Below are 21,202 nucleotides of genomic sequence, written 5' to 3'. Positions count from 1 at the left end.
CTTGATGATCGCCGCCGAGCGGGCGGTGCCGATGCCGGGCAGGGCGTCGAGTTCCTCGGCGGTGGCGCTGTTGAGATCGACCAGCGCGGTCTTGGCCGCGTTCGGCGCACCGGCGACGGGAGCGCTCGGAGCCTTCGGCGCCGCGGGCGTGGTCGGGGGCGCCGGGGCAGGCTTGGCCGGCGCGGTCGGCGTCGCGGGGGCCGGGGACTGCGCGAGGGCCGGCGTGCCGAGGAGCGCCGTCAGGACGGCGAGGGCGCGCAGCGCGGAGGTGGTGGACGAGACCATGACGGTACTCCCGAAAGATACGCGGCCCGCCGCAGCGAGGTTGGGACGGATCCGGTGCCGCGAAACCTGATCTTCCCTGCTTGAACCGTGGCTTAACGTGCGACAGGCTGGCGCGTCAGGGGATTGGGGATGCTCCGGAATCGTGTCCGCGCGCGGCGATGCGGCGGAGGCTCTAGCCAGGGCGCGTCGCGGCCGCTATAAACGCGCCCTCGAATCTCCGTATCAGGCGGTGCATGAGGCGATCCTCTCCCGGGAGGAGCCGCCCGCGCGCCGCTTTCGTCGCAATCCGCCAGTTCAAGGATCGTTGTCATGGCCGTTCCGAAGCGAAAGACCTCCCCCTCGCGGCGCGGCATGCGCCGGTCCGCCGACGCCCTCAAGGCCCCGACCTATGTCGAGGACAAGGATTCGGGCGAGCTGCGCCGTCCGCACCACATCGACCTGAAGACTGGCATGTACCGCGGCCGTCAGGTCCTGAAGGTGAAGTCGGCCGAAGCCTGATCCTCTCTGCCGGACGTGTCCGAGGGTCGGTGCGGCGAGGGCCGCGCCGGCCTTTTTCGTGCGCACCGCTCCCCTGTTCGTGTGCCTTCCCGGGTCCTTGTTGGACGCACTCTCTTTCGCCGAACCGGCATCCCCTTCGTCGGAGCGCGCTCTAGGCGACCTGTTGCGCCGCCGCGTCGTACAGCGCGCAGGCGCGCCGCGCCCGCTCGGCCCGCGAGGGTACGAGGCTCGGATCGACGCTGGCGATGAGGTGGGCGACGAAGCCGGCCTGCGGGCGCCCATCCCGGCGATGAGGAGTGCGATCCTCGGCCCGGCGTCCGGTCGCCGGCAGGGCGACGACCGCCCGGCCCAGCGTATCGACAGGCTCGGCCGCCGCAGGCTGGCGGGAGACGTCGCTCTGTGCCGCCGCGGGACGGCGCGTTGCCTCGATCCGGATCATGTCGCGCACCCTCCGCACGGGACGGCGCGGACGGTGCAAATCTGGAGCCGGCGTTAACGGTTCGTCAACCTTTGCGGGCGGCGCGAGCGCGCGGTGCGCCTCACTTCTTCGCCAATTCCTCCAGACGCTCCTGCATGGCCAGCATCTGGCGCTTCAGGTCGTCGAGTTCGCTGGAGGCGGGCTGCGCCGAGGCGAGCGGCTTTGCCGCGGAGGCGCCGGGCGCACTGCCCGCATTGGCGCCAGGGAGTCCGGCGCCCGAGAAGCCCGTGAACATCTTCATGGCGTCGCCGAAGAAGTTCATGTTGGTGCGCACCTGCTGCTCGATCGCGTTCTGGAATGCGGCCGGGCCGAAGCTCGTGGCGAATTTCTCGCGCAGCCCGTCCTGATCGCGGGCAAAGTTGGCCATCGAGAACTCGAGGAAGCTCGGCACCATGGTGCGCATGCTGTCGCCGTAGAACCGGATCAGCTGACGCAGGAAGGCCACCGGCAGCAGATTGTCGGCACCAGCCTTGTTCTCCTGCTCGAAGATGATCTGCGTCAGCACGGAGCGGGTGATGTCATCGCTGGTCCGGGCATCGTAGACAACGAAGTCTTCGCCGTTCTGGACCATCGTGGCGAGGTCTTCGAGCGTGACGTAGGTCGAGGTGCCGGTGTGATAGAGGCGCCGGTTGGCGTACTTCTTGATGACGGTCTGCTGGGCCTTGACGTTCTCCGCCATCTTCGCGGCCTCTCCCAATGACGACGGCGCGGCCATCACAAACATTGCGCGCGCTCGAAGACCTTAAGGCTTTCAGACGGCGTCGAAAACCGCAATCTGGCGCCTTTCCCAGCACAATCATGCATAACGAGCTGCCAATGCCAATGTGGCGCCCTGCTCATGCCGTCACCGGCAGGGCGGTTATGCGCTTGACTTCGCCCGTCCCAGGCCCTTCATCCCTCTCCAACGGACCAGAGCGCGGAAATCCTAAGATGCGCCGGCCGCGAGAGGAGAACGTCAGATGGCAGGCAGCGAGGACATCGTCATCGTCGGAGCGGCGCGCACCCCCGTGGGCTCGTTCGGCGGCGCCTTCGGCAGCGTGCCCGCGCACGAGCTCGGCAAGGTGGCGATCCAGGCGGCGCTGGAGCGGGCGGGCGTGTCGCCCGACGACGTGGACGAGGTGATCTTCGGCCAGGTGCTCACCGCGGGCGCCGGCCAGAACCCGGCCCGCCAGGCCGCCATCGCCGCGGGCATCCCCGAGAAGGCCACCGCCTGGGGCCTCAACCAGGTCTGCGGCTCGGGCCTGCGCACCGTCGCGATCGGTATGCAGCAGATCGCCAACGGCGACGCCACGGTCATCGTGGCCGGCGGCCAGGAATCCATGTCGCTCGCCCCCCACGCGCAGTACCTGCGCGGCGGCCAGAAGATGGGCGACGTCAAGCTCGTCGACACCATGATCAAGGACGGGCTCTGGGACGCCTTCAACGGCTACCACATGGGCACCACCGCCGAGAACGTGGCCCAGGCCTTCCAGCTCACCCGCGAGCAGCAGGACCAGTTCGCGACCCGCTCGCAGAACAAGGCCGAGGCCGCCCGCAAGGAGGGCCGCTTCAAGGAGGAGATCGCCCCGGTCACCGTGCCCGGCCGGAAGGGCGACGTGGTCGTCGACACCGACGAGTACATCCGCGACGGCGCCACCGTCGAGGCGATGGCCAAGCTCAAGCCCGCCTTCTCGAAGGACGGCACCGTGACGGCCGCCAATGCCTCGGGCCTCAACGACGGCGCAGCGGCGATCGTGCTGATGTCGGCCTCCGAGGCCGAGCGCCGCGGGCTCACGCCGCTCGCCAAGATCAAGTCCTGGGCGACGGCTGGCGTCGATCCGAAGATCATGGGCACCGGCCCGATCCCGGCCTCGCGCAAGGCCCTCGACAAGGCCGGCTGGAAGCCCAGCGACCTCGATCTGATCGAGGCCAACGAGGCCTTCGCCGCCCAGGCCCTCGCCGTGAACAAGGACATGGGCTGGGACGATGCGAAGGTGAACGTCAATGGCGGCGCCATCGCCATCGGCCACCCGATCGGCGCCTCAGGCGCCCGCGTCCTCGTCACGCTGCTGCACGAGATGAAGCGCCGCGACGCCAAGAAGGGCCTCGCCACCCTGTGCATCGGCGGCGGCATGGGCGTCGCCATGTGCCTCGAGCGGCCCTGATCGCCGCCCGTTTCCGGCGCGGGGCGGGACAACCCGGCCCGCGCTGAAACGCTTTCACGGCTCCATCAAGAATAAATTCGGTGCGCAACCGCTGCGCGATGGGCAAGATGCGCCCATCGCGCGGGGGCGGTCACGTCCCCGAAATCAGGGCCAGCCAACAAGAACATTCGGAGGAAACCCCATGGCACAGGCACGCGTCGCCCTCGTCACCGGCGGCACCCGCGGCATCGGCGCGGCGATCTCGAAGCGGCTGAAGGACAAGGGCTACAAGGTGGCCGCGAATTACGGCGGCAACGACGAGGCCGCCAACGCCTTCAAGGCCGAGACCGGCATCCCCGTCTTCAAGTTCGACGTGGGCGATCTCGCGAGCTGCGAGGCGGGCATCAAGGCGATCGAGACCGAGCTCGGGCCGATCGACATCCTGGTGAACAATGCCGGCATCACCCGCGACGGCGCCTTCCACAAGATGACCTTCGAGAAGTGGCAGGCGGTCATCAAGACCAACCTCGACTCGATGTTCACCTGCACCCGGCCGCTGATCGACGGCATGCGCAGCCGCAATTTCGGGCGCATCATCATCATCTCGTCGATCAACGGGCAGAAGGGCCAGGCCGGCCAGACCAACTATTCCGCCGCCAAGGCCGGCGTGATCGGCTTCGCCAAAGCGCTGGCGCAGGAGAGCGCCGCGAAGGGCATCACCGTGAACGTGGTGGCCCCGGGCTACATCGCCACCGAGATGGTGATGGCCGTGCCGGAGGACATCCGCAACAAGATCATCGCGACGATCCCGACCGGCCGCCTCGGCGAGGCCGACGAGATCGCCCACGCGGTCGAGTATCTCGCCAGCGACGAGGCCGGCTTCGTCAACGGCTCGACGCTGACCATCAACGGCGGCCAGCACTTCGTCTGATCGGACGGCCGGAGTACGTCCTTCGGGGCTGCTCCGGCTCGTCCCAACCGCACACCTCATCCTGAGGTGCCAGAGCGAAGCGGAGGCCTCGAAGGAGACCTCCAGCTGTCTCGCGATCCCTGGAGGACTGCTTCGAGGGCCGCTGGCGCGGCCACCTCAGGATGAGGGGATCTGATGGGCGAAGCCGGTTGCTCTAATCGGCCCCCACGCAATTGGCGTAGAAGGTCGTGGTCGCCGGCCAGTCGGAGAAGACGCCACGCACCCCAACCTCGCGGTAGAGCACGTCGAGGAGCCGCAGCACGTCGCCGTCGCCCGTCACCACGGGCTTGATCGACTGGTAGTAGTAGCCGCCCCCGCCCTTGAGCGGCCCCGAGCGCTCCAGCGACCAGGCAATCAGATCGAGGCCCGCCTTCTTCGCCTCCCGCGCATAGGCCGAGGGCTCGATGGTGCCGCCGGGACCGGGCCGGACCAGCATCCAGAGCGGCGGCGCCAGGATGCGCACGCCCATCCGTGCGAGCTCGGCCATGCCGGGCTTCCAGGTCTCGGGCACCTCGGGGTCGAACGTGCCCTTGTCGCGCTCGTCCCGGTCGTCGAGGAACACGGCCTGCCGGCCGAAATCCGGCTCCTTCTCCAGCCAGTAGAGGATGTCCCGGAGCTGGAAGCTCTGCGGAAACACGTCCGAGGCAGGGATGCCGGCAGCCTTGTAATCATCGATCAGCGCCTGGGCGTACCGGTCCTGCGTGTAGTCGCCCGCGAAGGGCATCGGCACCTGGGGCGCCTTCAGCTCCGGCGTGAACTTGCGGCCGAGCGACGTCACCAGCGCGATGTAGTCGCGGTGGGACATTACCGTACCGGTGGTGGCGTAGAGATCGGTACGCCAGCGCGGAGTCGCGTTCATGTAGGCGGAAAGGGTCGTCGCCTCCGGGTCGGCGGCATCCATCTTGGCGTTGAGTGACTTGAACTCGGCCAGCGTCAGATCGCTGGTGCAGCACTGGGCCGAGGCTTTGCGGCCGCTCGCGGGGTCGGCCGGCGCGAAGCCCTTGGTGCACTTCGCCGCGAGGTCCGGCCGGGCGAGGATGTCCGTGGTTGTGTGCAGGTCGCATTGGCTGTGGCGGCAGACCAGCTGGCGGTCCTTGGTGAAGGCGACATCGCACTCGATGAGGCCGGCGCCCATCCGGTAGGCCGCCATCACGCCCTCGCGGGTATGCTCGGGAAATTGCAGCGGCGCGCCGCGATGCGAGATCGAGAAGCGGCGCGGCGTGTAGCGCCTGTCGATCCAGCAGGCGGCCAGCCTGTCCTTCAGCGGCCCCGGCTCGAGGCTGTCGACGAGGTAGAAGGGGCGCGGCCCGAGCTGCGCTTCCTCGGTTGCCGCCCCGGGTGAGACGGCCATGAGAAGAGCCAGCGTCGCGGCGATCCTGCGCATGGGTTCGGGTCTCCCGCCGGGTCCGCCGCCGCTACAGCAAAGCCGTGACGGCGCCATGACCGCGGCCCGCCTGTCGAGCCGTCCCGGCGATATGGTAGCGCTACGGGCATGACCGAACCGCAGCCCACCACGATCGCCGCCCCGGACCGCGATCGCCGCAACGCCGCCACGACCACCGGACTCGGCGCCATCCTGTTGTGGTCGCTGCTTGCCCTCTTCACGGCAGCCTCGGGGTCCGTACCGCCGTTCCAACTCGCGGCGATGACCTTCCTCCTCGGCGGGCTGGTGGGCTGCGCCGGCTTCCTCCTCCGCCCGGAGCGGGCGCGGGCGCTGCGCCAGCCCTGGCCGGTCTGGCTCCTCGGGGTCGGTGGACTGTTCGGCTACCATGCCCTCTATTTCAGCGCGCTCCGGCTCGCGCCGCCGGCCGAGGCGGGTCTCATCAACTATCTCTGGCCCCTCCTGATCGTGCTGTTCTCCGGCCTGCTGCCGGGAGCGGGCGGCCTGCGCGCCGGCCATCTGGCCGGGGCGGGACTCGGGCTCCTCGGCGTCGCCGCGCTCTTCGCCGGTCGCGGCGATCTCGGCTTCGCGGGCGCCGGCCTGCCGGGCTACGTGGCCGCGTTCTGCGCGGCCTTCGTCTGGGCTGCCTATTCGGTGCTGTCGGCCCGGGTCGGCGCGGTGCCGACCGATGCCGTGGCCGGCTTCTGCCTCGCCACGGCCGCCCTGAGCCTGCTCTGCCATCTCGGCTTCGAGACGACGGCCTGGCCCGAAGAGCCGGTGCAATGGGGCGCCGTGCTCCTGCTCGGCCTCGGGCCGGTGGGCGCGGCCTTCTACCTCTGGGATATCGGCTGCAAGCGCGGGGACGTGCGCGTGCTCGGCGTGGCGGCCTATGCTGCCCCGGTTCTCTCGACCCTGATCCTGGTGGCCACAGGCTACGCCGCCCCGAGCCCGGCTCTCGCGGCCGCCTGCCTGCTTATCGTGACCGGCGCGCTGCTCGCCGTGCGGGCCTCGCGCCGAGCCTGACAGGCTCTCAGGCGCGCGGCATCGGCCGCCAGTCCGGCGGGGCCATCTCGAAGCCGGCGAAATCGAAGCCGGGCGAGACCGTGCAGCCGACGAGCGTCCATGCGCCGAGGCTGGTGGCGGTCTGCCAATGGCCTGCGGGGACCACGGCCTGCGGACGCTGGGCGCGGGCGAGGTCCGGCCCGAGATGCAGGGCCTGCGCATCGTGCCCGTTCGGGCTCACGGTGAGGACGAGGGGTGCGCCGGCGTACCAGTGCCAGATCTCGGCGGCGTCCACCCGGTGCCAAGCGGAGACCTCGCCGACATCGAGAAGATAGTAGATCGCCGTGCCGACCGAGCGGCCCTCGGCCATGCGCGGGTCGCGGAACGTCTCGCGGTAATGGCCCCCCTCCGGGTGCGGCTGCAGCCCCAGCGCCGCGATCACCTGGGCGGCCGTCATCGCTGAGGACATCCTTGAACCTTCCTTAAGCTCGGCCGGGGTTTTCCCGTGAAATCTATTCCGCGATCGCGCCCTGCGGCAGGGTGAAGCCCGGCGGCACCTTCGGACCGGGCTTGGGCTTCGGCGCGGCCTTGGCCGGCTGCACCTCGCCCTCGGCCCTCTGGCCGTCATGCTCCTGCGGCTTCGCCGCCTTGCGCTGCGGCTTGCCGTCCTTGGGCTCCTTGCGCGTGGCGGTGGGGGGCGGCGCCTGCACCGGCGGCGCCTCCGTGCACTCGCGGAAGCCGAGGCGCGCGAGCGGCTGGCCGTCTTCCCCGACGATGGCGAGCGGGTCGGGCAAGGCGGGCAGGCCCTCCTGCCACTTGATCGCGCTGCCGAGCCGGGCCTCGATCGCGCTCGGCGGGCCGCCGCGCCGGAGCGCGTCGAGATCGGGTCCGTAGGCGGTGGCAACCTTGGAGCCGATCGTTACCTGCAGCACCTGGGTCACCTCGGGGGTGAGGGGGCGCAGGGCGTTCTCGACCTCCGCCCGCCCGGCCCGCGTGACGAAGAGCTGGAACCCCTTCTCACCTTCGTAGCGCGCCGCCTTCGGCCCACAGGCGAGCGAGGGCGGCGCGGCGAAGGTCGCATCCGGCGGCGGGGCCCTGTCGGTCAGGGGCGGCGGCGCAGGTTCCGGCGCGGGCGGCGCAGGTTTCGGCTCGAGGGGCGGCGCCGCCTCAGCGGGCAACGGGGCCGGTGCGCCCGAGCCCGACCACTCGATCAGGCCGATCGCTCCGGCGGTGAGCGCCGCGGCCAACAGCGCCGAGCCCAGGATTGCGGTGCGGATTCCGGCCATGCCTCAGCGCTCCCGCTTCGGCTCGCGGGGCAAGCGGGGCGCGTCGCGCGCCTGATCCAGTTCGAGCACCTCGGCTTCCAGGATCTCGGCGTCGCGGTCGATCGGGCTATGCGAGGGCCCGACCTCGGCGAGCAGCAGCGCCTCGTCGCGCTCATCATGCTCGTTGCCGAGGCGCAAGGGCGGCCGACCGTGCCGCGCCGAAATCGCGATCACAGCCACCCCCGCGACGATACAGGCCAGGATCGCGGCCAGGATCAGGATGAGTTCCATGCCGCCGTACCGTTACTCCAAGGATCGCGCCCTTGCACCTGCCTCGTGGCTGCGCGATCACGGCCCAGCTTGCCGCGGCGCGGAACGGACCTTGCCTTGCCCGTCCGAACCCGCCCGCATTCGAGCGGCCGCACGATACGAACACGATACGAACGAGCGGATAGTCGAGGGAGCGAGGATCGCCGATGCAGCAGGGGACAGGCCAGAGGACACCGGCGGAACTCGAGGAGCATCTCCTCGGCCTGATCGAGGCGTCTCGCGAGCAGTCGGCGGAGGATCCCTTCCGCAATCCGGTGCTCGCCGTGACTTTGGCTATCACCCGCCGCTTCGATCGCGGCGAGATCACGGGGGACGACCTCGACGCGCTGTTCGTGCGCCTGCGGGAGCAGGCCCTGGCTGCGCGCGCCGAGCGCCTGCGCAGCTATGTCGGCCTCGACGCGACGGCGGATCCTGAGACCGCAGTTCCGGCCCGCCTCGTCGCGGCGATCCCCGAGAAGGCCGGGGACTTCGAGACCTTCCGCGACCTGGTCGGGCGCACCGCCTTCGCGATCGTGTTCACGGCGCATCCGACCTTCGGCATGAAGCGAGCCGTGGCCGCGCTGATCGCCCAAAGCGCCAGCCTGCCGGAGGCCGGCGCCCGCGCGCCCCTCGTCGCCGAGGCCGCCGCCCTCTCGACCCGGCCCGATCCGCAAATCAGCCTCGACGACGAGTTCGATCAGGCCTGCATCGCGGCCAACAATGCCCGCCTCGCCCTCGACGGATTCAACGGCGCGCTCCTCGACGCCGCCCGTCGGCGCTGGCCGGACCGCTGGACCGAGCTGGCGCTCCGCCCGCTCGCGGTGGCGAGCTGGGTCGGCTGCGACACCGACGGGCGCACCGATATCGGCTGGTGGGACACCCTGCGCTACCGGCTCGAATCGAAGCGGATGCAATTCGACCGGGTGATCCGCGAGTTGCCCGCCATCCCGGCCACGCAGGTGGTGCGCGGGCTCGCCGAGCAGGCGCTCGCCGCCGTCAACCGCCAGCTCGCCGTGGCACCGAAGCTCGGCACCAAGCCCTCGCTAGAGGCGGTGCACCGCTTCGCCCTGGCCCTCATCATCGAGCGCGAGCGGGCTCAGACCGATGCGGGCACGCTGCTCGCGGGCCTCGCCGCGGCGGTCGCCGCCGCACCAGGGGACGCCGAGAAGCGGGCCATCGCGGTGCTGCGGGCGGGCGTGGCAACGCACGGCCTCTCGAACGCCCTGCCGCATTTCCGGCTCAACGCCAGCCAGATCCACAACGCGGTCCGCCGCGTGACCGACCTGGAGGGCGAGCCCGCCGACCCGGCCCAGCGCCGCTCGCACCTCGCCACCATCCACACGCTGCTCAACGACGTGCAGCCGGTCGCCGTCGATTTCGGGGCGCTCGCCGCCGAGCGCGCCTCGGCCGCCCGGCTGATGATGACCATCGCCCAGATCCTCAAGCACGTGGACGGCACCCATCCGGTGCGCTTCCTCATCGCCGAGACGGAGACCGGCTACACCCTGCTCGCCGCCCTGTGGCTGGCGCGGCATTACGGCATCGCGGACAAGCTCGAGATCACGCCGCTCTTCGAGACGGCGGAGGCGCTGGAACAGGGTATCCGCGTGCTGGACGATGCGTTGCGCAACCCGCATTGGCGGCAGTACCTCAAGCGCATCGGCCGACTTACCGTGCAGTTCGGCTACTCGGATTCGGGACGCTATGTCGGCCAGTTGGCCGCCACCTTCTGGATCGAGCGGCTGCGCCTGCGCATCACCGACATGCTGGTCCAGAACGGGCTCCAGGGCGTCGAGCTCGCGATCTTCGACACGCACGGCGAGTCGATCGGGCGCGGCGCGCACCCGACCTCGCTCCGCGACCGCCTCGCCTACCTCGCCCCGGAGGATGCCCGCGCCAAGAACAGGGCCGCCGGCATCCGGGTGCGCCTCGAATCGAGCTTCCAGGGCACGGACGGCTACCTGCTCTTCGGCACGCGGGCGCTGGCCGAGGCGAGCGTCGCGCGGGTGGCCGAGCACGTCTACGCCCTCGACATCGCCGACGAGGACGCCTTCTCCGACTATGCCCTGTCCGAGCCCGGCGAGGGGCCGGACGCGGACGACGATCCGGTCTACGCCGAGACCGACTTCGCCCTCGAGTTCTTCACCGTGGTCCGCCAGGACATGGAGGCCCTCGTCGACGATCCCGGCTACGCGGCCCTGCTCGGCACCTTCGGCCCGAGCCTGATCGACCGCACCGGCTCGCGGCCGGTGGCGCGCCAGAGCGAGTCCGGCGGCCCGGCGCTCATCACCCATCCGCGCCAGATGCGGGCGATCCCGAACAACGCGATCCTGCACCAGCTCGGCTATCTCGCGAATTCGCTGCACGGTCTCGGCCGCGCCGCCGGCCGCGCGCCCGACCTGTTCCGCGACATGCGCCGCGAGTCGGTGCGCTTCTCCCGCGCCTTCCGCCTGGCCCAGCACGCGGCGAGCGTCGGCGACCTCGACGTGCTGCGCGCCTATATCGACACCCTCGACCCGGCCGTCTGGCTGGAGCGGGCGCGCCGGACCCAGAAGGACGGGCGCCGCGAGGAGCTCGTCATCATCGCGCACAGCCTCGACCGGCTCGGCCTCGCGCCCGGCCTGCGCCGCCTGTTCGGCCGCCTCACCTGCGACTGGCTGAGCCTGCAGATGGCCGCGCCCGACCTGAAGAAGATGTCCGTGCGCCTGACCCTGCTACACGCCATCCGCCTCGCGCTGATCCATAAGATCTGGTTCACGGCCGTGCACATCCCGGGCTTCCGCCCGCATGCCGGCATGACCCGCGAGCAGCTCCTGGAGCGCTTCCTGCGCCTCGACATCGAGGGCTGCCTGAAGCTCCTCGAGGACATCTTCCCGATCACGCCCGACCCGACGCTCGGCCTCAATTTCGGCGAGCCGGCGGGCCCGCGCGACGTCGGCACCTACGAGGCCGAGCATACCGGCCTGTTCGAGCCGATCCGGCGCATGTTCGCCCAGGTCCGCGAGATCTCCGGCATGATCCAGCACGAGGTCGGGGCATTCGGGTGAGGCGCGCCTCGCTGGCGGGAGGCGCCCCGTCCATGCTAACGCTGCGTTCCGGCGCGGCATGAGGATGCGGCCGGGAACAGGCATCCCCATATGAGCGCCTGCCCGCGGCGTCAGCCGCGCAGCGCGAGGGTTCGGTGCGGGCGCCGCCGCGACGGTGCCGCACCCGCGAATCCGCGCGGGCGTGATAGATCCGGACCGAATCGACCGGACGAATCGGCAGGCCGCCCGCCCCCGCGGCGCGCGGGCGAGGGACCTTGAGGACAGGGATGTCGAAGCGGGACTATTACGAGATCTTGGGGGTCACGAAGACGGCGACGGAGGGCGAGATGAAGGTCGCCTTCCGCAAGCTGGCCATGACCTATCACCCCGACCGCAACCCGGGGGACAAAGAAGCCGAAATCAAGTTCAAGGAGATCAACGAGGCCTATCAGTGCCTCTCGGATGGCCAGAAGCGCGCGGCCTATGACCGCTTCGGCCATGCGGCCTTCAGCCAGGGCGGGGGCGGCCCGGGCTTCGGCAACGAGTTCGGCGACTTCATGTCGGACATCTTCGACAACTTCTTCGGCGACGGCCGGGGCGGCCAGCGCGGGCGCGGCGGCGCGCCGGGGCGCGAGCGTGGGGCGGACCTGCGCTACAACCTCGAGATCAGCCTGGAGGAGGCCTTCACCGGCAAGGCCGAGACCATCCGCATCCCGACCTCGATCACCTGCGAGACCTGCGCGGGCTCGGGCGCGAAGCCCGGCTCGAAGCCGCGCCCCTGCTCCACCTGCGGCGGCTACGGACGGGTGCGGGCGGCGCAGGGCTTCTTCGCCATCGAGCGGACCTGCCCGAACTGCCACGGCCGCGGCGAGATCGTGGACGATCCCTGCACGGCCTGCGCCGGGGCCGGCCGGGTCAACCGCGAGCGCACGCTCTCGATCAACGTGCCGGCGGGCGTCGATGACGGCCTGCGCATCCGGCTCGCCGGCGAGGGCGAGAGCGGCCTGCGCGGCGGGCCGGCGGGCGATCTCTACGTCTTCCTCTCGATCAAGCCGCACGATTTCTTCCAGCGGGACGGGGCCGACCTGTTCTGCCGCGTGCCGATCTCGATGGTGACCGCCGCGCTCTCGGGCGAGATCACCGTGCCGGTGATCGACGGCTCGCAGACCCAGGTGCGCATCCCCGCCGGCACACAGACGGCCAAGCAGTTCCGCATCAAGGGCAAGGGCATGCCGGTGCTGCGCGCGCGGGAGGTCGGCGACCTCTACATCCAGGTCTTCGTCGAGACCCCGCAGAACCTGACCAAGCGCCAGCGCGAGCTGCTGCAGGAGTTCGACAAGACCGCCTCCGACGAGAACCACCCCGAGAGCGCGGGCTTCTTCTCGAAGGTGCGCGACTTCTTCGGCGCCGCGCGCGCCTGACGCCCGCGGGCGCCCGCACGGAAACCGCGGGCGGCCCGGATCCAAATCCGGCCCGCCCGGTTATCGCATTTGGCCGGAAGCGCGCGGTCCCGCCCTAGCGGGGCCGTCGCCTTGACTGTATGACAGCCTCGTCCTGCCACCATCACAACGAGATCAGGGAAGCCCGGACTTGCCCCCCTTCGATCGTACCAGCGCCAGAGCTCGGGTCGCGCGGTTGGGGGACAAGCGGCGCGAGCCGCTTGAGGACGAGGCGCGTTTCCTGCGCTCCTGGTTCGAGCGGCCCCTCGTCACCGGAGCGGTGACGCCGTCGGGCAAGATGCTGGCCCGCACCATGGCGGCCTATGTCGACCCGCGCCGCGAGGGCCCGGTGATCGAGCTCGGCCCCGGCACGGGCCCGGTCACCGAGGCGCTGATCCGGCGCGGGATTCCGGCCGAACGGCTGATCCTCGTGGAGTTCAACCCGGATTTCTGCCGCCTGCTCGCCCGGCGCTTCCCGGGCGTGACCGTGGTGCAGGGCGACGCCTACGACATCCGCCGCACCCTGCAGCATCACCTGACCGAGCCGGCCGCGGCCACCATCTCGAGCCTGCCGCTCTTCACCAAGCCGCTGGAGCAGCGCCTCGACCTGCTCAACACGGCCCATGACCTGATGCAGCCGGGCGCGCCCTTCGTGCAGTTCACCTACGCCGTGGTGCCGCCGATCCCGGCGCGCTGCGAGGCCGGCAGCTACACCGCCGACCGCTCCAACCGCGTCTGGCTGAACCTGCCGCCGGCCCGCGTCTGGGTCTATCGCCGCCCCTGAGAGCCTGCTTGAGCCGGATCGAGCCGGTGTTCACGCGGCTGATCCCCGCCTCGACCTCCTCCTGAGCTGCCGGAGCGAAGCGGAGGCCTCGCACCTCAGGATGAGGGGGTTTGGTGGGATCAGCCAAGTCTCTGCATGACGACCCGTCGATCCCGCTCGAACAGGCTCTGATCCAGACTCCGCTGGATCAGAGCGGGCTCCGTATCACCAAGCCCGCGCGGCGTCTGAGCGAAGACGGCATCCGCTCTCCCGACGGGATCGAACGGAGGCCGAACCTGTGATCACGCCTTGAAATCGAAGAGCAGGGCCGAGGCCTGGGCGGAGCCCGCCGTGCCGCCCGCGGCATAGCTGCTCCCGCTCTGGGAAGCCTGCAGCTGCTGGATGAAGCTCGCGAGCAGGTCGGTCGCCGAGCTGTCCGCCGACGTCCCGCTCGCGGCCTCCGCCGTCATGTCCTCGCCGGGCGGCGGTCCCGGAGGCGGGCCACCGGCTCCGCCGGGCCCGCCCGGGCCGTCGCGACCGCCCTGCTCCGCGAAGAGGCTCTTGAGGGTCTCGGCCTGATCGCTGGTGAGCGTGCCGCCGCTCACCTGATCGTCGATCAGGCCGTCGATGCGGTCCTTCATCTGGGCGGGATCGAGCCGCGCGGCGGTTCCGGAGGCGGCGGTGCCGCGCTCGGCGGAGAGGCTCGAATCAATCGAATCGAGGGCGCTCGACAGGGCGGTGGCATCGGTCTGGCTGATCGTGCCGGCCGAGACCTCCCCGTCGATCGCCGAGGCCAGCCGGTTCCGCTCGGAGGGCGGCCTGGGCGGCGCGTAGGTCTGGTAGCTTTGCGTTGCGGAGATCGTGCTCATCGACGTCGCGGTCCGAGGCGTGCCGGATTCGCCCGGCTGCGGGTCCGTGTGAAGATTTCACACGGACCGGTTAAGAACCGCTTTCGAACCCTCCACGGGCCCGCGCCTGCGCGCTCAGCCGCCCAGGGCCGCACGGGTGATGGCGTCCGCGCCGATATCGCCCGCGCCCTCCATGCCGAGATCCGCGATCAGACGCAGGCGCGCGCGGCTGACGCGGCTCTTGATGGTGCCGACCGCCACGCCGCAGATCTCGGCGGCCTCCTCGTAGGTGAAGCTCTGCGCGCCGACGAGGACGAGGGCCTCGCGCTGCGCCAGCGGCAGCCGGTCGAGGGCGGCGCGGAAGGCCTCCATCTCCGCGTGGATCTCCTGCTCGGGAAGGCTGGTGAGCTGCCCGGCAAGGCTGCCATCGGCATCCTCCACCTCGCGCCGACGCTTGCGCTGCTCGGAGTAGAACAGGTTGCGCAGGATGGTGAACAGCCACGCGGTGAGGTTCGTGCCGCGCCGGAAGCTGTCCGCCTTGGTCCAGGCCCGCACCAGCGTGTCCTGCACGAGGTCGTCGCTGCGGTCGAGGTCGTAGGTCAGCGAGAAGGCGAAGGCCCGGAGCGCGGGGATGGCGCCGAGCAGCAGGTCGCGCATCTCGGCATCGACCGGGGGCGTGAGGGTCGGGCCGCAGGTCATCGCGAATCCTCCAGGCGTGCGGCGAGGTCGGCGACGAGACCCTCCAGAGTATCCGGGACGGGCTGCATCAGGGCCTCGGCGTAGAGCAGGCGCAGACCCCGGGCGATCCGGTCGCGCGCGGCGGGGTCGAGCTTGCGCGCGCGTCGGGCAGGCGATGTCGGCACGGGCTCGGCGGCATCGGACGCCGCATGCGCGACCGCCTTCGGGTCGTGATTCATGCGCTGGCCTCGAAAGGTCTTGCCGATGAGGCCGCCGGCCGGATGGCCGGATCGCACGCCCGCCGCCTCGGGAAGGCCGCTTGGGCGGCCGGCCGGTACGCGTGGCCCATCGACTCTGGGCCGCTTGCTAGGAGGAACGGATTTAATGCGGTCTGAAAGGCGTATTCATCCCGGCTTAATACTGGAATTTCAGCGGCGCATTGCTCTCTTGTAACGGAATGTCAAGCTTGATCTTCAGATCAGGCTTGGCTGCGCAGGCCCTGTTGCCGAGGAAAGCTTGGGCATACGGCCGTCGAGCCTTCGATCGCGGGCCGCTGCGGGCCGCGCCGTGGTCCGGAAAGGGGGGTGCCATCGGACAGGCTGCCGGCCGTCATGGAGGGGGGCGCGGACGGGTCCGCGATCGACGGCTGGAGGTGTGGTGCCGGCGGAGGGGATCGAACCCCCGACCTTCGGTTTACAAAACCGCTGCACTACCGCTGTGCTACACCGGCATTCGTTCCGCTAGAGCCGCTCCCGATCGCGTTGCAATCGTGATGGGCCCTCAGTCGTTGTCTTGACGCGCTCTCTATCGCCGAACCGGCATCCACTTCGGCGGAGAGCGCTCTAGCTAGCAGCCGGGGATCGGGCGTTCAAGCAGCGGGCTCGGACGGGCCTGCGCGGCCCCCTCGTCCCCGATCCGATCGATCCCGTCGGCAGGGCCGCCCTGGGCGTCGCTCAGGCGCCGCGCGAGCCGAGCCCGGATCAGTCGATCAGCGGGTTGGCGCGCAGGCGCGCCACCGCGAAATCCACGAAGGAGCGCACCTTCGCCGAAGCGCCGCGCCCCTCGACATGGACGACGTGGATCGGCAGCGGCGCCGGCTCGTGATCCTCCAGCACCACCTGCAGCCGCCCGTCGCGCAGGGCGTCGGCGACCTGATAGGACAGGACGCCGGTGAGGCCCCAGCCCTCGATGGCGGCGGCGATCGCCGCCTCGTTGACGTTGCTGGTGAGGCGCGGCTTCAGCGGCACCACGGTGGCGCCGTCGAGACCGAAGCGCCATTCGAGCCGCTCGGTCTGGGAGGCGACGACGATCCGATGCCGGGCGAGGTCTTCCGGCCTGCGCGGCGTCCCGTAGGCGGCGAGATAGGACGGGGCGGCGCAGACCACCCGGCGCACGCTGCCGCAGCGGATGGCGCTCAAGCCCGAATCGGCGAGCGGCCCGATCCGCACGGCCACGTCGATCCCCTCCTCGACGATGTTCACCACGCGGTCGAGGAACAGCGCCCGCCCGTCGACGGCCGGGTGATCCGAGAGGTAGGCGGTCAGGAGGGGCAGCACGTAGATGCGCCCGAACAGCACGGGCGCCGTCACGGTCAGGCTGCCGCTCGGCGTCGCGTAGGCGCCGGAGGCCGCGGCCTCCGCCTCCGCGAGGTCGGCCAGGATGCGCCGGCAATCCTCCAGATAGCGGCTGCCGCTCTCGGTCAGCTTCACGATGCGCGTGGTGCGGGTGAGGAGGCGCACGCCGAGGGCGGCTTCCAGGGCCGCCACCGCCCGGGTCACGGCGGGCGGGCTGAGGTTCAGCCGCCGCGCGGCCTCGGCGAAGCCGCCGGTCTCGGCGACCTTCACGAAGATCCGCATGGCCTGGAGCCGGTCCATCGCGCCGCCACCGTTCCGGGAACCGGAATAGTCCCTTGCCGACTATGGCGCTTATCCACGGCGGGCGGAATGGCCATCCTGTGACGCGGCGGACCTGCCTTTCCGCCCGACCTTGCCGGGAGACCGACCGTGAAGCTCTACCACCACCCCCTCTCGGGCCACGCCCACCGCGCCCACCTGTTCCTGTCGCTGGCGGGGGTGCCGCACGACCTCGTCGAGGTCGATCTCGCCGCGCGCGCGCACAAGGCGCCGGACTTCCTCGCGCTGAATCCCTTCGGGCAGGTGCCGGTCCTCGTCGACGGCGACGTGGTGGTGCCGGATTCGATCGCCATCATGGTCTACGCTGCCCGCAAGTTCGGGAAGCGCGACTGGTTCCCCGAGGATCCGGTGGAGGCGGCCGCGGTGCAGCGCTGGCTCTCGGTCTCGACCGGCGAGATCTATAACGGCCCCTGCGCGGCGCGGCTCGTCACGCTGTTCGGCTACGACCTCGACCCGGCCCTGGCGATCAAGCGGGCCCACGCCATCCTGGGGCAGATGGAGGCGCATCTCGCCGGCCGCGACTGGATCGCGACCGGGCGCCCGACCGCGGCCGACGCCGCGCTCTACAGCTACGTCTCGGCCGCGCCCGAGGGCAATGTCGACCTGGCCCCCTACCCCGCGGTGCGGGCCTGGCTCGCCCGGGTCGAGGGCCTGCCCGGCTTCGTGCCCTTCCGGAAGAGCGCGGTCGGCCTCTCGGCCTGAGCCGAGGCCGACGAACCGAGGAGACCGGCCATGGACCGTTCCAGCCCCATCACGGCGGATCCCGCGCCGCCGGACCCGACCTGGCACGTGGGCGAGCGCGCCCTGCAGCGCAGCGCCGGGCTGGCGGAGCGGCTCGCCGAGATCGGGCCCCGCGTCATCCGCGATCACATGATCGCGCAGCACCGGGCGTTCTATCCGCTCCTGCCCTTCGTCGCGGCGGGCGTCGTGGACCCGTCCGGCGCGGTCTGGGCGACGCTGATCGCCGGGCGCCCCGGTTTCCTCTCCGCTCCCGACCCGGGGACGCTCGCGGTCTCGGCCGCGCGCGATCCCGGCGACCCGGCCGATGCGGGGCTGGAGGACGGGGCCGCGATCGGGCTCCTCGGGATCGAGCTGCACACGCGGCGCCGGAACCGGCTCAACGGCATCCTGCACCGCGCCGGCGCCGACGGCTTCCGGGTCTCGGTGCGGGAGAGCTTCGGCAATTGCCCGCGCTACATCCGGCTGCGGAGCTTCCGCTTCGTGCGCGACCCGGCGGAGGGGCCGGCCGCGCGGCCCGAGATCCTCGACGGGCTCGATGCGCGGGCCCGGGCGGCGATCGCGGCGGCCGAGACCCTGTTCGTGGCCTCCGCCTTCGCGGGTCCGGACGGCACCCGGGTCGACGTCTCCCACCGCGGCGGCCGGCCGGGCTTCATCCGGATCGACGCGGACGACACCCTGACGATCCCGGATTTTGCCGGCAACGGCTTCTTCAACACCCTCGGCAACATCCACGCGAATCCGAGGGCGGGCCTCGCGCTCGTCGATTTCGCGACCGGCGACCTGCTCCAGCTCTCGGGCGCGGCCGAGGTCGTGCTCGACGATCCCGCCATCGCCGCCTTCGCGGGCGCGGAGCGGCTGCTCCGGTTCCGGCCCCGGCAGGTCGTGCGCCGCACGGACGCGCTGCCCCTGCGCTGGACGGCGCCCGAGGACGGGGCCTCGCCGCACCTCGCGCAGACGGGCGCCTGGGACAGCGCCCGCCGCTCCGCCTGACCGGGGCGAGAGCCGCGTCAGGCCGCGAGGGGGCCGAGCCCGCCCTCGGCCTCGACAAGGGCCTCGGCCTGGGCCTGGGCGGGATGCGGCTCGACGCGGTTCCGCCCGAGCTTCTTGGCCGCGTAGAGGGCGTCGTCGGCGCGCTTGAGCAGGGCGGCCGGTCCCGCCTCGGCGGGCCCGGGCTGGAGGGCGGCGACGCCGACGCTCACGGTGAGGAGCGCCGAGGGCCGGAGCCCCGGATGGGGCACGGCGAGGTCGGCGACCGCCCGGCGCGCCGCCTCGGCGATCTGCGTCCCGGACCCCAGGGCGGCGCCCGGCAGCAGGGCCGCGAATTCCTCGCCGCCGTAGCGGGCGAGGAGGCCGCCGGAGGCGCTGACGGAGGCCGTCAGGACGGTGGCGATCTGGCGGATGCAGCGGTCGCCCTCGGCATGGCCGGCCGTGTCGTTGAGCAGCTTGAAATGATCGATGTCGAACAGGGCGACGCAGAGCCGGTCGCCCTGCGCGCCCGCCTGTGCCCAGGCCTCGGCGAGGCTGCGGTCGAACAGGCGGCGGTTGGGCACGCCGGTGAGCGGATCGGTCTCCGAGAGGGTGGCGAGCCGGGCATTCGCCCGGGCCAGCTCCGTGGCCTGCTCCCGCTCGCGCAGGCCGAGGAGGAAGCTGCGCTTGGCCTCCCATTCCCGGGAATAGGCGAGCTTGATCGGAACCAGGGTCAGGCTCGCGACGAGGAGCGGCACCCCGTTGGCCTCGACGCCGGCGAAGCCGAGACCGAACACGCCGGCGACGTAGAGCAGGAAGGCGGAGCCGCAGAACCACAGGCTGTGCCGGAACGGCATCGGCGCGATCATGCCGACCACGAGCGGCACCAGGGCGGCGAAGATCAGGTAGGTGTTGACGTGCTCGGGCGGTGCCAGCCGGGCGCTGTTGAGCACGATCACCATGTCGACGATGGCGGTGACGAGCGCTGCCAGCGTCTGGCGCCGATGCGAGGGCCGGCCGCGCAGGACGAGGATGGAGCCGAGCGCCACCGGCACGAACACGCCGAGCGTCGCGATCAGGGGGATGTGGAACCGCTCCGGCCCGAACGCGTCGAAATCGGTCTTCAGCGAGAGGATGTTGAACAGGATGAAGATCGCGAGCCAGGACTGCACGATGCGTCCGCTCGTCGGCGTCGACTCGCGCAGATAGAGAGCCTCGAGGACGGGCGGCAGGGCGAGCTGGTGCCAGGGACGGCGAAGGCTGCGTTCGATCTTGGACTGCATCGTGTCGAGGCACTGTCCTGCGTGCAGGGTGGGTCTTGCACACCTGCTGTTATGCAACCTTTAAGCTTGACCGATCTCCGGGGGTAGCCGCCGCCGCGCCCGAACGGCCCCGCGCGATCGGGCCCGTTGATCCGCCCGCGCTTTGGAGGGACAAGCGCGGCCGACGCGCACGATCCGTGCCGCGCTCTGCCTCCAATCCGGGACCGATTGCATGACGAACCGACCCAAGCTGGCCTTCATCGGCACGGGCGGCACGATCTCCTCCCTCGGGCGCGATTCCCTGGACATCCTCGACTACACGGCCACCGGCGAGCGGCTCTCGGCCGAGGGCATCCTGGCGCGGGTGCCGGAGACGGCCAGCGTCGGCGAGATCGTCGCCGTGCCCTTCCGGGCGGTGACGAGCCCCGGGATCGGCTTCGCCGACTGGCGCGAGCTCGTCCGGCTCTGCGAGGGGCTCGTCGCGGAGCATCCGGATCTCGCCGGCATCGTGATCGGCCACGGCACCGCCACCCTGGAGGAGACGGCCTACGCCCTGGGCCTGACGCTGACGGTGGACTGCCCGGTGGTGCTGGTCGGCTCGCAGCGGCCGATGAGCGCGCTCTCGAGCGATGCGGGCCTCAACCTGGTCGCGGCGCTACGCACCGCGGCATCCCCCGCCTCCCGCGGGCGCGGCGTGCTCGTGCTGCTCAACGACGAGATCCACGCGGCGCGCGAGGTGACCAAGACCTCGGTGGCGCGGCTGCAGACCTTCCGCACGCCGGATTTCGGCGCGCTCGGCCATGTCGACGGGGAGCACGTGCGCTACTACCGGCGGCCCGAGCGGCGCCATGCCCCCGGCACCCCCTTCGACATCCGGACGCGCGACGCCCTGCCGCGGGTCGACATCTCCTACGCCTACGCGGACGCGGATGGCACCGCCGTGCGGGCCTTCGTGGCGGCGGGGGCGCGGGGCATCGTCTCGGCGGGCCTCGCGCCCGGCATGACGCCCCCGGCCGAGGCCGAGGCGCTGGCCGAGGCGGTGAAGGCCGGCGTCGTGGTGGTGCAGTCCACCCGCGCCGGCAGCGGCGTCGTGCCCGAGACGACGCGGCTCGCCGAGATCGGCATCCTCAGCGCCGACAACCTGACGCCGCAGAAGGCGCGCATCCTGCTCGCGCTGGCGCTCACCGACACCCGCGATCCGGCCGAGATCGCGACGCTCTTCGCGACCTACTGAGCGCGCGGGTCCCGGGATCCC

22 protein-coding genes and 1 tRNA gene are annotated in these 21,202 nt (G+C 71.2%); 10 read left to right on the top strand and 13 right to left on the bottom strand.

Annotation, left to right across the window (positions count from 1 at the left end):
• Window positions 1–285 (bottom strand): ComEA family DNA-binding protein (locus MET9862_RS09670; RefSeq protein WP_142582790.1); only part of this gene is annotated, 285 nt, incomplete at its 3' end.
• A 309-nt stretch (window positions 286–594) separates the two neighbouring features.
• Here MET9862_RS09670 and rpmF point away from each other — a divergent pair.
• Window positions 595–783, top strand: a complete 189-nt coding sequence (gene rpmF, locus MET9862_RS09665; protein WP_003601373.1) for a 50S ribosomal protein L32 — start codon at window positions 595–597, stop codon at window positions 781–783.
• 151 nt (window positions 784–934) lie between these two features.
• On the opposite strand, the gene MET9862_RS09660 is transcribed toward rpmF, so the two are convergent.
• A complete protein-coding gene (locus MET9862_RS09660; protein WP_142582789.1) occupies window positions 935–1,222 on the bottom strand; it encodes a hypothetical protein in 288 nt (95 codons plus the stop codon).
• Between the two features lie 100 nt (window positions 1,223–1,322).
• On the bottom strand, window positions 1,323–1,940 hold the full coding sequence (phaR, locus tag MET9862_RS09655; protein ID WP_142582797.1) for a polyhydroxyalkanoate synthesis repressor PhaR: 618 nt from the start codon (window positions 1,938–1,940) through the stop codon (window positions 1,323–1,325).
• 280 nt (window positions 1,941–2,220) lie between these two features.
• On the opposite strand from phaR, the gene MET9862_RS09650 reads away from it, so the two are divergent.
• Both MET9862_RS09650 and phbB read left to right on the top strand, forming a co-directional pair.
• Window positions 2,221–3,405 carry an acetyl-CoA C-acetyltransferase gene (locus MET9862_RS09650; protein WP_142582788.1) on the top strand — a complete coding sequence of 395 codons (1,185 nt, stop codon included), beginning with the start codon at window positions 2,221–2,223 and terminating at the stop codon, window positions 3,403–3,405.
• A gap of 181 nt (window positions 3,406–3,586) precedes the next feature.
• On the top strand, window positions 3,587–4,315 hold the full coding sequence (gene phbB / locus MET9862_RS09645) for an acetoacetyl-CoA reductase (RefSeq protein WP_142582787.1): 729 nt from the start codon (window positions 3,587–3,589) through the stop codon (window positions 4,313–4,315).
• Window positions 4,316–4,508: 193 nt separating this feature from the next.
• Here phbB and MET9862_RS09640 read toward each other — a convergent pair whose 3' ends face one another.
• Entirely contained in the window at window positions 4,509–5,738 is a 1,230-nt protein-coding gene (locus MET9862_RS09640) for a glycerophosphodiester phosphodiesterase family protein (protein ID WP_142582786.1), read from the bottom strand.
• A gap of 108 nt (window positions 5,739–5,846) precedes the next feature.
• On the opposite strand from MET9862_RS09640, the gene yddG reads away from it, so the two are divergent.
• Window positions 5,847–6,758, top strand: coding sequence for an aromatic amino acid exporter YddG (gene yddG / locus MET9862_RS09635; RefSeq protein ID WP_142582785.1), 912 nt, complete (start codon window positions 5,847–5,849; stop codon window positions 6,756–6,758).
• 7 nt (window positions 6,759–6,765) lie between these two features.
• On the opposite strand, the gene MET9862_RS09630 is transcribed toward yddG, so the two are convergent.
• Genes MET9862_RS09630 through MET9862_RS09620 form a run of 3 tightly spaced genes read right to left on the bottom strand, consistent with a single transcriptional unit; the run spans window position 6,766 to window position 8,293 of the window.
• Window positions 6,766–7,206 (bottom strand): cupin domain-containing protein, encoded by a 441-nt coding sequence (locus tag MET9862_RS09630; protein WP_142582784.1) that lies wholly within the window; start codon window positions 7,204–7,206, stop codon window positions 6,766–6,768.
• A 43-nt stretch (window positions 7,207–7,249) separates the two neighbouring features.
• Window positions 7,250–8,023: a hypothetical protein gene (locus MET9862_RS09625; protein WP_142582783.1), complete on the bottom strand. Its 774-nt coding sequence runs from the start codon at window positions 8,021–8,023 to the stop codon at window positions 7,250–7,252.
• A 3-nt stretch (window positions 8,024–8,026) separates the two neighbouring features.
• Window positions 8,027–8,293: a hypothetical protein gene (locus MET9862_RS09620; RefSeq protein ID WP_142582782.1), complete on the bottom strand. Its 267-nt coding sequence runs from the start codon at window positions 8,291–8,293 to the stop codon at window positions 8,027–8,029.
• A gap of 185 nt (window positions 8,294–8,478) precedes the next feature.
• Here MET9862_RS09620 and MET9862_RS09615 point away from each other — a divergent pair, with 185 nt between their 5' ends.
• The 3 genes from MET9862_RS09615 (at window position 8,479) to MET9862_RS09605 (ending at window position 13,560) form a co-directional block, all read left to right on the top strand.
• On the top strand, window positions 8,479–11,358 hold the full coding sequence (locus tag MET9862_RS09615; RefSeq protein ID WP_142582781.1) for a phosphoenolpyruvate carboxylase: 2,880 nt from the start codon (window positions 8,479–8,481) through the stop codon (window positions 11,356–11,358).
• A 266-nt stretch (window positions 11,359–11,624) separates the two neighbouring features.
• A complete protein-coding gene (gene dnaJ, locus MET9862_RS09610; RefSeq protein WP_142582780.1) occupies window positions 11,625–12,758 on the top strand; it encodes a molecular chaperone DnaJ in 1,134 nt (377 codons plus the stop codon).
• A 169-nt stretch (window positions 12,759–12,927) separates the two neighbouring features.
• On the top strand, window positions 12,928–13,560 hold the full coding sequence (locus tag MET9862_RS09605; RefSeq protein WP_142582779.1) for a class I SAM-dependent methyltransferase: 633 nt from the start codon (window positions 12,928–12,930) through the stop codon (window positions 13,558–13,560).
• Window positions 13,561–13,841: 281 nt separating this feature from the next.
• Here the strand turns inward: MET9862_RS09605 and MET9862_RS09600 are convergent, their stop codons facing one another.
• The 5 genes from MET9862_RS09600 to MET9862_RS09580 form a co-directional block, all read right to left on the bottom strand.
• On the bottom strand, window positions 13,842–14,408 hold the full coding sequence (locus MET9862_RS09600; RefSeq protein ID WP_142582778.1) for a hypothetical protein: 567 nt from the start codon (window positions 14,406–14,408) through the stop codon (window positions 13,842–13,844).
• 114 nt (window positions 14,409–14,522) lie between these two features.
• A complete protein-coding gene (locus MET9862_RS09595; RefSeq protein ID WP_142582777.1) occupies window positions 14,523–15,086 on the bottom strand; it encodes a sigma-70 family RNA polymerase sigma factor in 564 nt (187 codons plus the stop codon).
• Window positions 15,083–15,304: a NepR family anti-sigma factor gene (locus MET9862_RS09590; protein ID WP_142582776.1), complete on the bottom strand. Its 222-nt coding sequence runs from the start codon at window positions 15,302–15,304 to the stop codon at window positions 15,083–15,085. The genes MET9862_RS09595 and MET9862_RS09590 overlap by 4 nt, the downstream gene beginning before the upstream one ends.
• Window positions 15,305–15,720: 416 nt before the next feature.
• Window positions 15,721–15,795, bottom strand: a tRNA-Thr gene (locus MET9862_RS09585).
• A 250-nt stretch (window positions 15,796–16,045) separates the two neighbouring features.
• Entirely contained in the window at window positions 16,046–16,939 is an 894-nt protein-coding gene (locus tag MET9862_RS09580) for a LysR family transcriptional regulator (protein ID WP_142582775.1), read from the bottom strand.
• Window positions 16,940–17,068: 129 nt separating this feature from the next.
• On the opposite strand from MET9862_RS09580, the gene MET9862_RS09575 reads away from it, so the two are divergent.
• Together MET9862_RS09575 and MET9862_RS09570 are read left to right on the top strand one after the other, a co-directional pair.
• Complete coding sequence (locus MET9862_RS09575) at window positions 17,069–17,680, top strand: glutathione S-transferase family protein (protein ID WP_142582774.1); 612 nt, start codon at window positions 17,069–17,071, stop codon at window positions 17,678–17,680.
• Window positions 17,681–17,710: 30 nt separating this feature from the next.
• Window positions 17,711–18,709 (top strand): pyridoxamine 5'-phosphate oxidase family protein, encoded by a 999-nt coding sequence (locus MET9862_RS09570; RefSeq protein ID WP_142582773.1) that lies wholly within the window; start codon window positions 17,711–17,713, stop codon window positions 18,707–18,709.
• A gap of 17 nt (window positions 18,710–18,726) precedes the next feature.
• Here MET9862_RS09570 and MET9862_RS09565 read toward each other — a convergent pair whose 3' ends face one another.
• Window positions 18,727–19,968, bottom strand: coding sequence for a GGDEF domain-containing protein (locus tag MET9862_RS09565; protein WP_142582772.1), 1,242 nt, complete (start codon window positions 19,966–19,968; stop codon window positions 18,727–18,729).
• Window positions 19,969–20,179: 211 nt separating this feature from the next.
• Here MET9862_RS09565 and MET9862_RS09560 point away from each other — a divergent pair, with 211 nt between their 5' ends.
• Window positions 20,180–21,181 (top strand): asparaginase, encoded by a 1,002-nt coding sequence (locus tag MET9862_RS09560; protein WP_142582771.1) that lies wholly within the window; start codon window positions 20,180–20,182, stop codon window positions 21,179–21,181.
• Window positions 21,182–21,202: the final 21 nt, after the last annotated feature.

The organism is Methylobacterium symbioticum, assembly GCF_902141845.1.
Classification (GTDB): domain Bacteria; phylum Pseudomonadota; class Alphaproteobacteria; order Rhizobiales; family Beijerinckiaceae; genus Methylobacterium; species Methylobacterium symbioticum.
This window is presented reverse-complemented; position numbering and strand designations above follow the sequence as displayed.

Bases quoted from the DNA above. Each gene is read 5' to 3' on its own strand.
- rpmF (WP_003601373.1), top strand. From the start codon at position 595: ATGGCCGTTCCGAAGCGAAAGACCTCCCCCTCGCGGCGCGGCATGCGC.
- MET9862_RS09660 (WP_142582789.1), bottom strand. From the start codon at position 1,222: ATGATCCGGATCGAGGCAACGCGCCGTCCCGCGGCGGCACAGAGCGAC.
- phaR (WP_142582797.1), bottom strand. From the start codon at position 1,940: ATGGCGGAGAACGTCAAGGCCCAGCAGACCGTCATCAAGAAGTACGCC.
- MET9862_RS09650 (WP_142582788.1), top strand. From the start codon at position 2,221: ATGGCAGGCAGCGAGGACATCGTCATCGTCGGAGCGGCGCGCACCCCC.
- phbB (WP_142582787.1), top strand. From the start codon at position 3,587: ATGGCACAGGCACGCGTCGCCCTCGTCACCGGCGGCACCCGCGGCATC.
- MET9862_RS09640 (WP_142582786.1), bottom strand. From the start codon at position 5,738: ATGCGCAGGATCGCCGCGACGCTGGCTCTTCTCATGGCCGTCTCACCC.
- yddG (WP_142582785.1), top strand. From the start codon at position 5,847: ATGACCGAACCGCAGCCCACCACGATCGCCGCCCCGGACCGCGATCGC.
- MET9862_RS09630 (WP_142582784.1), bottom strand. From the start codon at position 7,206: ATGTCCTCAGCGATGACGGCCGCCCAGGTGATCGCGGCGCTGGGGCTG.
- MET9862_RS09625 (WP_142582783.1), bottom strand. From the start codon at position 8,023: ATGGCCGGAATCCGCACCGCAATCCTGGGCTCGGCGCTGTTGGCCGCG.
- MET9862_RS09620 (WP_142582782.1), bottom strand. From the start codon at position 8,293: ATGGAACTCATCCTGATCCTGGCCGCGATCCTGGCCTGTATCGTCGCG.
- MET9862_RS09615 (WP_142582781.1), top strand. From the start codon at position 8,479: ATGCAGCAGGGGACAGGCCAGAGGACACCGGCGGAACTCGAGGAGCAT.
- dnaJ (WP_142582780.1), top strand. From the start codon at position 11,625: ATGTCGAAGCGGGACTATTACGAGATCTTGGGGGTCACGAAGACGGCG.
- MET9862_RS09600 (WP_142582778.1), bottom strand. From the start codon at position 14,408: ATGAGCACGATCTCCGCAACGCAAAGCTACCAGACCTACGCGCCGCCC.
- MET9862_RS09595 (WP_142582777.1), bottom strand. From the start codon at position 15,086: ATGACCTGCGGCCCGACCCTCACGCCCCCGGTCGATGCCGAGATGCGC.
- MET9862_RS09590 (WP_142582776.1), bottom strand. From the start codon at position 15,304: ATGAATCACGACCCGAAGGCGGTCGCGCATGCGGCGTCCGATGCCGCC.
- MET9862_RS09580 (WP_142582775.1), bottom strand. From the start codon at position 16,939: ATGGACCGGCTCCAGGCCATGCGGATCTTCGTGAAGGTCGCCGAGACC.
- MET9862_RS09570 (WP_142582773.1), top strand. From the start codon at position 17,711: ATGGACCGTTCCAGCCCCATCACGGCGGATCCCGCGCCGCCGGACCCG.
- MET9862_RS09565 (WP_142582772.1), bottom strand. From the start codon at position 19,968: ATGCAGTCCAAGATCGAACGCAGCCTTCGCCGTCCCTGGCACCAGCTC.
- MET9862_RS09560 (WP_142582771.1), top strand. From the start codon at position 20,180: ATGACGAACCGACCCAAGCTGGCCTTCATCGGCACGGGCGGCACGATC.